The organism is Nitrosomonas sp. (assembly GCF_040256045.1).
GTDB lineage: Bacteria > Pseudomonadota > Gammaproteobacteria > Burkholderiales > Nitrosomonadaceae > Nitrosomonas.
The window spans coordinates 1-12,198 of sequence record NZ_JBDZWD010000010.1; the positions used below are offsets into that span (position 1 = coordinate 1).

General features: G+C 51.5%; 9 protein-coding genes and 2 tRNA genes. 2 read left to right on the forward strand and 9 right to left on the reverse strand.

Features of this window, described 5'->3' with window-relative positions:
- Positions 1-197 precede the first annotated feature (197 nt).
- The 5 genes from ABUL11_RS03260 to trhP form a co-directional block, all read right to left on the reverse strand.
- Complete coding sequence (locus tag ABUL11_RS03260; RefSeq protein WP_350282433.1) at positions 198-896, reverse strand: tetratricopeptide repeat protein; 699 nt, start codon at positions 894-896, stop codon at positions 198-200.
- Between the two features lie 122 nt (positions 897-1,018).
- Positions 1,019-2,143 carry a deoxyguanosinetriphosphate triphosphohydrolase gene (locus tag ABUL11_RS03265; RefSeq protein ID WP_350282434.1) on the reverse strand — a complete coding sequence of 375 codons (1,125 nt, stop codon included), beginning with the start codon at positions 2,141-2,143 and terminating at the stop codon, positions 1,019-1,021.
- Positions 2,136-3,245, reverse strand: a complete 1,110-nt coding sequence (aroB, locus tag ABUL11_RS03270) for a 3-dehydroquinate synthase (protein ID WP_350282435.1) — start codon at positions 3,243-3,245, stop codon at positions 2,136-2,138. The genes ABUL11_RS03265 and aroB overlap by 8 nt, the downstream gene beginning before the upstream one ends.
- A gap of 80 nt (positions 3,246-3,325) precedes the next feature.
- Positions 3,326-3,937 carry a shikimate kinase gene (locus ABUL11_RS03275; protein WP_350282436.1) on the reverse strand — a complete coding sequence of 204 codons (612 nt, stop codon included), beginning with the start codon at positions 3,935-3,937 and terminating at the stop codon, positions 3,326-3,328.
- 129 nt (positions 3,938-4,066) lie between these two features.
- Positions 4,067-5,428: a prephenate-dependent tRNA uridine(34) hydroxylase TrhP gene (gene trhP, locus ABUL11_RS03280; protein WP_350282437.1), complete on the reverse strand. Its 1,362-nt coding sequence runs from the start codon at positions 5,426-5,428 to the stop codon at positions 4,067-4,069.
- 97 nt (positions 5,429-5,525) lie between these two features.
- Between trhP and dnaE the strand changes: the two genes are divergently transcribed.
- Positions 5,526-9,035 (forward strand): DNA polymerase III subunit alpha, encoded by a 3,510-nt coding sequence (gene dnaE, locus ABUL11_RS03285; protein ID WP_350282438.1) that lies wholly within the window; start codon positions 5,526-5,528, stop codon positions 9,033-9,035.
- 68 nt (positions 9,036-9,103) lie between these two features.
- Here dnaE and ABUL11_RS03290 read toward each other — a convergent pair whose 3' ends face one another.
- Complete coding sequence (locus ABUL11_RS03290; RefSeq protein WP_011112508.1) at positions 9,104-9,295, reverse strand: twin transmembrane helix small protein; 192 nt, start codon at positions 9,293-9,295, stop codon at positions 9,104-9,106.
- Positions 9,296-9,442: 147 nt separating this feature from the next.
- On the opposite strand from ABUL11_RS03290, the gene miaA reads away from it, so the two are divergent.
- On the forward strand, positions 9,443-10,396 hold the full coding sequence (miaA, locus tag ABUL11_RS03295; protein ID WP_350282439.1) for a tRNA (adenosine(37)-N6)-dimethylallyltransferase MiaA: 954 nt from the start codon (positions 9,443-9,445) through the stop codon (positions 10,394-10,396).
- A 145-nt stretch (positions 10,397-10,541) separates the two neighbouring features.
- On the opposite strand, the gene ABUL11_RS03300 is transcribed toward miaA, so the two are convergent.
- From ABUL11_RS03300 to ABUL11_RS03310, 3 genes are all read right to left on the reverse strand, one after another.
- A tRNA-Glu gene (locus ABUL11_RS03300) sits at positions 10,542-10,617 on the reverse strand.
- A 26-nt stretch (positions 10,618-10,643) separates the two neighbouring features.
- Positions 10,644-10,719: transfer RNA gene (locus ABUL11_RS03305), tRNA-Ala, on the reverse strand.
- A 161-nt stretch (positions 10,720-10,880) separates the two neighbouring features.
- On the reverse strand, positions 10,881-12,146 hold the full coding sequence (locus ABUL11_RS03310) for a sigma-54-dependent transcriptional regulator (RefSeq protein WP_350282440.1): 1,266 nt from the start codon (positions 12,144-12,146) through the stop codon (positions 10,881-10,883).
- Between the last annotated feature and the right edge of the window lie 52 nt (positions 12,147-12,198).

The following is a 12,198-nucleotide window of genomic DNA, read 5'->3' on the forward strand; positions in this document are numbered from 1 at the left end:
CGGTCAATCTCCAACCCGCTCGCGACTGAAAACAGAATTATTCAGAGCGGACTAAATAACGCTGGAATAAACCATTGCACGATTATTGTCAGCAATGCGTTTGCCTTGGTTGTGCTTCTTGTCGGGCCCGGCTATCTTGTTTACATGGGATCTTGCCCGATCAGTATCTGCCTGACCGGGTTGATTGGAAAATTCTGTTATTTCTGTTTGTCCGTTGCTTCTTTGGGATCTGTTTGCGATGCACGGACTGCTTCCAGGTTTTTGATGGCTTCTTCATTGCCCTGTTCGGCAGCTTTCTCAAACCATTCGATAGCTTTGTTGGTGTCTTGCTTCACGCCTTCGCCCATCAGGTAGATGACGCCAAGGTTATTCTGCGCGTCGATATTGCCTTGTTCGGCAGATTGGGTGAATAGTTCGACCGCTTTGGCAGTATCCTTGGTAACGCCCTCGCCACTGAAATATAGCAGCCCAAGGTTGAACTGAGCGCCGGCATGGCCTTGTTCCGCCGCTCGGAAGAACCACCCTGCGGCGGCTTCCGGATCCCGATCCTTGGCTTTTCCTTGTGCATCACGGGAAATGGCTTCGCCGGAGAAATACATGGAACCGAGGCTGTTCTGTGCTTCCGCATCGCCGGCTTCCGCATCCTTGCGCAGGTTCAGGAAACGTTGCTCCGGTGTAAGGCCGTCATCGAGTATCGGCATGATCTGTTTCTTCAGCTCATCCTGTTCTTTATCCGACAAACCTTCTTTCAGAACCGAAGGGAGTTCACCAACGGAAGTAGATTCATCCATCATTACGATCTCTGGCTCATCGCTTGCTGTTTTACCGGTGGATTCCTTATTTCCGCAGCCGGTGGCCAACAGGAGGGCCGTCAAAAGAACTGTGATTATCTTCATGCTGTTTTCCTTTTCTATCTGATTGATGATTTAACTCATCCGGTGATACCGCTCTTGTTTTACGGGTTGATATGATTGTTGTACATACTGAAAAATCGGATATATATATTTGTGGGTTTCGTTCAATTTTCGGTGATGGCGAACAAGCGCTGGTATTCCCTGATGGCATAGCGGTCGGTCATGCCGGCGATGTAATCGGCGATAGCTTGATGTCCGTACTCCTGAAATTTTTTCTGATATTCATAGGGCAATAATGCAGGTTCAGTTTCAAACGCGGTGAACAATTTTTCAATCGTATGCCGTGCTTTGTTGCTCATACGCATGACCCGGTAATGCTTGTAGAGATTCTTGTGCAGAAAACGTTTCAGTTCCTGTTGTTGTCGTTTGATCGTATCGCTGAAACCGATCAGAACAGGCTTCTCGCGCACACTGTCCGGGCTGTCCGGGCTGGCATCCCTGATGCGGGCGCCGCTTTGCACGGTCAGATCGACTACTAGCGTATTGATCATGCCGCGAACGGTTTCATGAATCAAACGCCGTCCGGTAATATCCGGGTAATGCTGTTTTACCTGGTGCAGGTGGCGCGCGAAGATTTCGATTTCTTCAAGCTGCGTCAGGGTAATTAGGCCGGAGCGCAACCCGTCATCCACATCGTGATTGTTATAGGCAATTTCATCTGCCAGATTGGCAAGCTGTGCTTCCAGTGAAGCACTGTAGCCATGCAGAAAACGTATTCCCAGTTCTCCCAGCTCCGGGGCTCTAGATTTGGGGATCCTTTTCAAGATACCTTCGCGGGTTTCGAAACACAGATTCAGTCCGTTGAACGCGGCATAGCGCTCTTCCAGCACATCTACTACACGGAGTGATTGTAGATTGTGCTCAAATCCTCCGTGGATTTTCATGCAGTCGTTCAGAGCATCCTGGCCGGCATGGCCGAAAGGCGTGTGTCCCAGATCATGTGAGAGCGTAATCGCTTCCACCAGCTCTTCGTTGAGCTTCAGATTGCGTGCAATGGAACGACCGATCTGGGCGACTTCCAGGCTGTGAGTCAAACGGGTGCGAAACAGATCGCCCTCATGGTTGACGAATACCTGGGTTTTGTATTCCAGCCGGCGGAAAGCAGTAGAGTGGATGACGCGATCCCGGTCGCGCTGAAACTGGCTGCGCCCGGACGGCAGTTCTTCATGGATACGGCGGCCGCGTGAGTTGGTATCGGATACGGCGTAGGGTGCCAGATTACTATGCATCGGTAACGCAGGCTGACAATGTTTCAAGCAGCAGAGGAGTGGGGATGGTATCGCCCGCTGATGCTTTGCCGATACAATCGAGCAGGATGAAACGCATGGCACCCTCTTTCACTTTTTTATCGAGCTGCATCGATTCCAGGTAACGTTCCGGTGTGATGCGCGGGCCTTTTACCGGTAATCCGGCATTTTCGAACAAGTGCCGGATACGATCGATCTCCTGAGAGGTAATGCGCTGTAAACGCTGGGAGAGATCAGCTGCCATGATAGTGCCGGCGGCAACAGCCTCACCGTGTAGCCATGCACCGTAACCCATGGCATTCTCGATTGCATGGCCAAAAGTATGACCAAGATTGAGCAGTGCCCGCAAACCGCTTTCACGTTCATCCAGCGAAACGATTTCAGCCTTGATTTCACAACTGCGGCGGATTGCATAATTTATTGCCTCGGGGTCACGTGCCAGCAGTCGTTTCATGTGGTGTTCCAGCCAGTCGAAGAAATCTGCGTCATGGATCAGGCCGTATTTGATTACTTCTGCAATGCCAGCGCGCAGTTCCCTGTCCGGCAAGGTAGTGAGGGTGGCTGAATCGGTCAGAACCAGTTGCGGCTGATAAAAGGCACCGATCATGTTTTTGCCAAGCGGATGGTTGATGCCGGTCTTTCCTCCCACGGAAGAATCTACTTGTGCGAGCAGGGTGGTGGGAATCTGGATAAATGGCACACCGCGCAAATAGGTGGCAGCTGCGAAACCGGTCAGGTCGCCGATGACTCCACCCCCCAGTGCAATCAGCGGTGTCTTGCGTTCACAGCGGTGTTCCAGTAGTGCATCAAAAATCAGATTCAGCGTTTCCCAGTTTTTGTATTGTTCACCATCAGGCAGAATGATCGCAAAGGTTTCCACGTGATGCTCGGCGAGCATGGTACGCAGTTTCTCCAGGTAAAGCGGTGCTATAGTGGTATTGGTAACGATTGCAGCCTTTTTGCCAGGCAGATAGGGAAGCAGCAGATCTGTTCTGGAAAGCAGCCTCTGTCCGATATGAATGGAGTAATTGCGGTTCTCCGGGGGGGCGTCAAGTGCAACTTCGACTGATTCTATTGCGTTCATATCACATTCTTTCAAAGTTATCGTTCAGCAGAAGCAAAACCTGATCGGGGTTTATCAGAGTCTGTGTTGTAGGCCATATGTCATTCGGATGGTTTAATGCAAGGAGAAGTGCCTTCAGCAGTGGAGTTTTGATTGCACTGACGCAATTTCTGTATCAGTTTCTGTACGAAAGTGCGGGCACTTTGCCGACCGCTGTCCATGATGATATGTGCGGTTTCACGATACAGCGGATCACGCTGGGTGAACAGCTCGATCAGTCTGGCATGCACGTTCCCGGTTTGCAGCAGAGGCCGATTTTTATCTTGATGGGTACGACGGCGTAATTCAGTAACGGGTGCGCACAGATAAACTACTGTGCCATGCTGCCGCAATAAGGTACGATTATCGGGGTGTAATATCGCTCCTCCCCCGGTAGCTAGTACGATGTTCTGCTGCCTGACCATATCCCGCAGTATTTCACTTTCACGTTTGCGAAAGCCCGCTTCTCCTTCTATTTCGAAGATCACAGGTATTCCGACTCCAGTGCGTCGCTGGATTTCGTGGTCGACATCAATAAAAGTCTTGCCGACAAGATTCGCCAGTAATTTGCCAACCGTGGTTTTACCGGAACCCATCATACCGATCAGAATGATGTTGCCTGGTATCGACCCGGTATCAGAATTTTTTGTGTTTGGCGTTTTGCTGCGTTGCATGCGGTAATTGTACCGGAAATGCATAACCTGCCCGTGGATTTCCCTGAGGGTGCGGGATGGTTTTTCGCTGGAGTATTTGCCCGAATTCTGCTTGAATCGGGTAAAAATACGGCGGAAAACAGGATGAATTTATAGAAACCTGACAATGAATGCTTTTTCGATATTCCCTGTGAGTGGAATTCGGACGCGGTGGCCGCTGCCGGGCGCAATGCTGACCGTATTGCCTTCGAGATCCTGCATTTGTTCGAGCTGGATGACGCGATTGCCGGAAGGGTGGACGATTTCCAGGCGATCACCGATCTGAAAACGGTTCTTGACCAGGATCTCAGCCATGCCGGTGGTGGTATCCATATGTTCGATGTCGCCTACGTACTGGCTGCGGGAGGATTCAGAGTGGCCGCGCAGATAATTCTGCGTTTCCTGGCTGTGATGGCGCTGATAGAAACCATCGGTATATCCTCGATTGGCCAAGCCTTCCAATTGGCCTAACAGCGCGGGATCGAAGGGACGCTGATGGACAGCATCATCGATTGCCTGACGATAAACTTGTGCAGTACGTGCGACATAGTAAGTTGATTTGGTTCGCCCTTCGACCTTGAGCGAATCGATACCGATTTCAGTCAGATGCGCGACATGCTCGACAGCGCGCAAGTCTTTCGAGTTCATGATGTAGGTACCATGTTCATCTTCCATCACGGGCATCAGTTGCCCCGGTCGCTGGCTTTCTTCGATCAGATAGACCTGATCGGCTGCGGGATGGCGTTGTATAGCGGTATTGCTGAAAGAGATAGATTCGATTGATTGAAGTGCTTCATTGAAATCGAAGTCGATTTTTTGCGGCAGCTCGATATCGCCGCTTGCATTCTCTTCAGCTGCCTTGACTTTGTAGTCCCAGCGGCAGGAATTGGTGCAGGTGCCCTGATTGGGGTCGCGATGGTTGAAATAGCCGGATAGCAGGCATCGGCCGGAGTAAGCAATACATAAAGCACCATGCACGAATACTTCGAGTTCCATATCCGGGCAGAGTGTACGGATCTCGCTGATTTCTTCCAGCGATAGCTCGCGCGACAGGATGATGCGCGTCAGGCCGAGTGATTGCCAGAATCTGACGGCGGCATAGTTGACGGTATTGGCCTGAACGGATAAGTGGATTGGCACCTCAGGCCATTTTTCCCGCACCATCATGATGAGACCCGGGTCGGCCATGATCAGTGCATCGGGCTGCAGTTCGATGACAGGTGCCATGTCGCGCAGGTAGGTCTTGACCTTGCTGTTGTGAGGCATCAGGTTACTTGCTACAAAAAATTTCTTGCCGAACTGATGCGCTTCAGTGATCCCTGTGCATAACTGCGGAAGGGTAAATTCATTATTACGGGCGCGCAGCGAGTAGCGCGGTTGGCCGGCGTAGACCGCATCCGCTCCGAAAGCGTAGGCAGCACGCATTTTTTCCAGAGAGCCGGCGGGCAGGAGTAATTCAGGGGCTTTCAGCATGATGTAAAATGAGGCAAATGGACTGAGGAAATAAAACTGCTTCAGTTCTTATCCGATTGTTTTTCAAAGTTTCAGTGAATGTTGCCATTGTATCACCATGCCGATCGACCCTGTTTTCATCCATTTACGGTTGCACAGCGAGTACTCTGTCATAGACGGTATCGTGCGAGTTGAAGAAGCGGTCACAAAAGCGCGTGATGTCGGTATGCCTGCGCTGGCATTGACGGATCTTTCCAATCTCTTCGGTCTGGTCAAATTTTATCAATGTGCTTTCAAAGCCGGGATCAAGCCAATTGCCGGCTGCGACATCTGGATCACGAATGAAAACGATGCAGAGCGGCCTTTTCGTCTGTTGCTGCTGTGTCAGTCTTTTTCCGGTTATCTGCTTCTGAGTCGCCTGCTGTCCCGCGCCTATCGCGAGAATATGTGTCGTGGGTGTGCCGAACTGAGAAAAAGCTGGTTCCGAGAAGAGGAGGCGGGTACAGAAGGGTTGATTGCGTTGTCAGGAGGAGGGCAGGGAGAGGTCGAGCAATTGTTGCTGGCTGACCCCCCTGCTGCAGTAACGGCTGCGCAGCAGTGGGCGGATTTGTTCCCCGGAAGGTTTTATCTGGAAATTCAACGTTGTGGCCGACCTGATGAGGAAATATCAGGATATGCCCTGATGGATCTGGCTTCCCGCCTGAAACTGCCGGTGGTGGCGACTCACCCGGTGCAATTCATGCGGCCGGAGGATTTCAGGGCACACGAAGCGCGTGTATGTATCGCACAAGGTTATGTACTGGGAGATCGCCGGCGTCCCAAGGAATTTACCGAGCAACAGTATTTCAAAACGCCGGAAGAAATGAGTGAGCTGTTCCGCGATGTGCCGGAAGCATTGGCCAACAGTGTGGAGATTGCCAGACGTTGTTCGCTGATACTGGAGTTGGGAGTCAATCGGTTACCCGATTTTCCGACACCAGCCGGAATCAGTGTCGAGCAGCATCTGCGCGAGCAGGCCCAGACAGGGCTCGAAGCGCGTTTGCTGCAATCGTTCCCGCAGGTGCTGCAACGTAACGAAAGGCGGCCAATCTATCAGATGCGGCTGGATTTTGAAGTGGAGACCATTATTCAGATGGGATTTGCCGGTTATTTTCTGATTGTGGCCGACTTTATCGGCTGGGCCAAGCAGCATGATGTGCCGGTCGGGCCGGGGCGTGGTTCGGGAGCAGGATCGTTGGTGGCCTATTCTCTCGGGATCACTGACCTGGACCCGCTGCTTTACGACTTGCTGTTCGAACGATTCCTGAACCCGGAGCGTATTTCCATGCCGGATTTCGATATCGATTTTTGTCAGGACCGGCGTGAGCAAGTGATCGAATACGTGCGCGACCGTTACGGCTCGGAGAGTGTGGCGCAGATTGCAACATTCGGTACCATGGCTGCCAAGGCAGTGGTGCGTGATGTCGGGCGGGTGCTCGATCTGCCATATAACTTTGTTGATCAGCTGGCCAAGCTGGTGCCGTTTGAATTGGGTATGACTTTGCGCAAGGCGCGTGAAATCGAGCCATTGCTCAATCAGCGGGCAGAGGAAGAGGAAGACGTGCGCAATCTGCTGGAACTGGCGGAACGACTGGAAGGATTGACGCGCAATGTGGGGATGCACGCGGGGGGGGTGCTGATTGCGCCGGGGAAGATCACCGATTTTTGTCCGGTTTACTGTGCTGATTCGGGAGATGCGGTCGTCAGCCAGTATGACAAGGATGATGTCGAGAAAGTAGGCCTGGTGAAGTTTGACTTTCTCGGGTTGCGGACATTGACCATTCTTGATCGGGCAGTTGCCGATATCCGGCAGTATCGGGCTGCGTCACCCGGACCGGCGGTCGCTGAGCCGGATGCACAACCTACTGAAGAAAGTCATTTTTCACTGGGAAGTATTTCCCTCGAGGATGCGGCCACATTTTCTTTGATGGCGAAGGGCAATACCGTCGGGATTTTTCAGTTTGAATCACGTGGGATGAAAGATTTGCTGCAGCGGGCAAGACCTGATCGATTTGAAGATCTGATCGCGCTGGTGGCGCTTTACCGGCCGGGGCCGATGGATCTGATACCTGACTTCATCGAGCGCAAGCACGGTAAGCGGGTGGATTATCTGGATCCTCGTCTGCAGCCGATCCTTGGACCTACCTATGGCATCATGATTTATCAGGAGCAGGTGATGCAGATTGCCCAGGTAATCGGCGGTTACAGTCTGGGCGGGGCCGACTTGCTGCGGCGTGCCATGGGCAAAAAGAAAGTAGAGGAAATGGCACAGCAACGTGCAGTGTTCGTTGAAGGTGCAGTCAAAAATGGAATGGCCGAAGCAGATGCTGTAACGCTGTTTGGCTTGATGGAAAAATTTGCCGGCTACGGTTTCAATAAGTCCCATGCGGCTGCGTATGCGCTGATTGCTTACCAGACGGCCTATCTCAAGACACATTATCCAGCGGAGTTCATGGCCGCCTGTATGTCATCAGATATGGATGATACGGACAAGGTGAATGTATTTTATGAGGACTGCAAACTGAACAGGATTGCCATCCTGTCACCGGATATCAATGAATCCGGGTATTACTTTTTCCCGGTCGATCATAAAACCATTCGCTATGGTCTGGGAGCCGTAAAGGGATCGGGGGAAGCGGCTATCTCGGCTATCGTACAGGTCAGAGAGCAGGAAGGGGCATTTACCGGTCTGTTCGATTTCTGCCGGCGTGTCGACCGGCGTATCGTCAACCGCCGTACTATTGAAGCACTCATTCGTGCAGGTGCATTTGATTCCGTTGAAACCAATCGAGCAGCACTCCTTGAATCCGTGGGCAATGCCATGGAGTATGCCGAGCAATGCTGCCTGGCTGCCAGTCAGGTGAGCTTGTTCGATGAAAATACAGATCTGATTCAGCCGCCTGCAATTACGGGTGTTGCGCAATGGCCGGAGAAAGAGAAGCTGCAGAACGAAAAAATAGCGCTGGGATTTTATCTGAGCGGCCATCCTTACGACAGCTATGCCAGAGAGTTGAGTCGCTTCATCCCGGCGCGTCTCAGTCGTATCATTCCCGGACGTGAACCACAGTTCATCGCCGGCGTGATCTATGCCATACGAACACAAATGTCCCGGCGCGGGAAGATGGCTATTGTTACATTGGATGACGGGTTGGCAAGAGTCGAGGTCGTGGTCTACAGTGATTTACTGAGCACGGGTTCACACTTCATGAAGGCAGATCAGTTGCTGGTCGTCAGAGCCCTGGTCAGCCATGGCAACGGGGAAAATGCTGATCGGCGTATCGTGGCGAAGGAGATTTATGATTACGTCACTGCTCGTTCGATGCATGCCAGAAAACTGAAAATCACGATCGATGACTCCGGGCTTCTCACGCCCGCGCGACTGAAGGAGTTACTGGTTGCCTATCTGCCGGAAAATGGAGTGAATAATGTCATTCCTTCGTCAGGTTGCGCGGTATCGATTGATTTTCGTAACCAGGTAGGTAGTTGTGAAATTGATTTGAGCAGCCGCTGGCGTGTTCATTTACATGAAGGGCTGATCGAGTCGCTTATGGATATCCTCGGTCGTGACAAGGTGGAGGTGGTTTACTGATAGCAGATTTGGGTAATGCTGCGCCCCGGGCGAAGTTGCCAATCCGGACTGCAGAAATCCAGCTTATTTTAATTGCCGTGAATATATTCGATGTAAACCCATAACATCATGAGCATGAACAGTACCAGTGAGAGCGTGACCCGGATAGTAAGCGATTTGACCATGCGTGTGCTGTCGCCTTTATCCTTGATCATAAAATAAAGTGCAGAACCCAGGCTGTAGAGGATGGATAGCAGAAGTAGAATGGCAAGTATTTTCAAGTGTTCTCCCGGTGGATGACAGGCAGTTCCTGCACCGTTTCCGCTGCTTTTACTGCTGTTTGGAAACTCCAGCGGACGACGGTCAATGCCGTTTGTCAGGAAAGATTGGTCGTCTGCTTTTTTTATTGTAACTGATAACAGTTGGCTGTGAACCTTCCTGATATTGAATCTCCGCCAGCGATTTTCCTGATGGGGCCTACCGCCAGCGGAAAATCTGCTATGGCTCTGGAGATCGCACGACGTTTCCCCGTGGAAATCATTGGTGTCGACTCAGCCCAGGTTTACCGGTTTATGGATATCGGCAGTGCTAAGCCAGACAAACTGATACTGTCGGAAATTCCTCATCATCTGATTGATTTGATCGACCCTGATGAAAGCTACTCTGCTGCACGTTTCCGGGAGGATGCTTTATTGGTGATGCACGAGATTACGGCGCGTGGCAGGGTTCCGTTACTGGTCGGAGGCACCATGCTTTATTTCAAGGTGTTACGACAGGGGCTCGCTGCATTGCCTCCAGCGGATGATAATGTGCGCAGGGCGCTGGAGCAACAGGCCTCCGAGAAGGGATGGCCTGCCCTGCATGCTGTTTTGAGTCGACTCGACCCTGTAACGGCGGACCGTATCCAGCCGAATGACAGTCAGCGAATACAGCGTGCGCTGGAAGTCTGTCATCTGACCGGAAAACCTATGTCGGAAATACTGGAACAGCAGCAAAATGCCGATTTTCCATTTCGTGTTTTCAAGATTGCGCTGCTCCCGGGCGATCGCAGTATTTTACACGACCGTATCAGTCAACGGTTCGCAGCCATGCTGGAAGCCGGGCTGGTCGATGAAGTACGCCTGATCCGTGAGCTGTTCCATGTCGACAGCGATATGCCTTCGATGCGGTGTGTGGGTTATCGCCAGGTTTGTATGTACCTGGACAATGAAATCAGCTTTGCCAGAATGCAGGAAACGGGTGTTTTTGCGACCAGACAACTGGCTAAACGTCAACTGACCTGGTTGAGGTCGATGAACGGACTGCAAGTATTTAATTGTCTGGAAAATCGACTGGTCAGACAGATAATCGATTTTATCCGGGCACAGCACCTTTTCTCCTGATTGGCCAGTCAGTTCCGACCGTGGCTGGTTGAAATACAGATTGAGTTACATAATGGACACGGATAGCAGGGGGTCCGATTTTGTGACCGCCCGGCAGAATGTATCGGGCAGATTATATGAAAATACTATTGACGCCGAACTGTAATGGCGTCCCCAAGGGGATTCGAACCCCTGTACTCACCGTGAAAGGGTGATGTCCTAGGCCTCTAGACGATGGGGACCAAGATTGACAAATGAGGCAAACAGCTGGTGGAGATAAGCGGGATCGAACCGCTGACCTCTTGCATGCCATGCAAGCGCTCTCCCAGCTGAGCTATACCCCCGAGCAAAACAAGTCGGCAATTATACTGATCACCCCATTTATTGTAAAGCAGCGTGTCATAAACGCACCCTGCAATTGATTCTGGCATGATACGGGAAATTGCCTGTCCATATGGCTATCGCCTATGTATATGCATGGCCGATTTTTTTGTATAGGTGAACTTTAATAGTTCTGGTTACGTGGCTTGATACCCAGTGTTTTGATTTTCCGGTAAAGATGGGTGCGCTCCAGGCCGGCTCGTTCAGCAACACGGGTCATATTGCCGCCTTCCTGCTCGATCAGTTTTTCAAAATAATTTTTCTCGAAAATATCCCGTGCTTCGCGCAGTGATATGTTGAGTGGGATGTCTGAAACGACGGAAACCGCTTCCCGTGAGGAAAAAGTCAGTGCCTGCTGCACGGCATCAACAGAAATTTCATCGCCGGTACAGGTCAATGCGAGTGAATGTGTGATACTGGTCAACTGGGCGATATTTCCCGGCCAGTCATAATTGCGCAGGGCATTTAGTGCTGCTGTGCTGAAGTGCATGAGCGGTATTTCCCCTGATTCAATCCAACCTGAGAGCAGCTGATTGGCCATTTCCGGCACGTCTTCACGATGAGCCCGCAGGGGTGGGACGGTAATACAGAGGTTGCTCAGTATTTCGAATAACTTGGGATGATATGTACCTTGTGCCGTGAGTTCTGCCAAGGGGCGTATCGTGGCGCACATCAGCCGGACGCTGTATTGTTCCAGTTTGCCGAGCAGCAACAATAAGCCTTTCTGTTCGAGCTTGCTCAGATCCCCGACTTCGCTGAGGAAAAGCAATCCTCCTTTCGCCTGTTCCAACTGAGTCAGGGGGCTTTCAGCGAGGAATGAGCAAGATTCCGGTGCTACCCAAGCCGTGTTAGGGCGATGCAGGAATCGTGCGCAATATTCCACGCCGACACCAGGTTCTCCAGTCAGCAGGACAGGGATTTTGAGATTCTCCACCTGTTCGAGTTTCTTTCTGAGCTCTGTGATTAATCCGCTGTGTCCCAGATTTGATAGAGAAAGGGCAGGGGAGAATTTATGCTGCTTGCCACCACGCATAACCTGACCGACAGTATTCAGCAGTTTCTGCAGCGGGATTGGTTTTTCCAGATAGCCGACTGCACCGACACGTGTGGCTTCTACTGCTGTATCGATCGTGCCGTGTCCCGACATCATGACGACTGGCATGGTCAGGAGACCATTGTTTGCCCAATCTTTCAGTAGTGTGATGCCATCCGTATCCGGCATCCAGATATCCAGCAGTACCAGATCAGGGCGGGTCTGGTTGCGATAGTTTCTTGCCTGCTCCGCATTTTCCGCCAGTGCAACATTATAGCCCTCATCTCCCAGTATCTCAGATAACAGCTCGCGTATTCCCAGCTCATCATCTACAACGAGAATCGTGTTATTGGCCATATGGTCCTGTCCTTATTCTATAATCGGAGTGTGAGAATTTTCGGTATTTTCG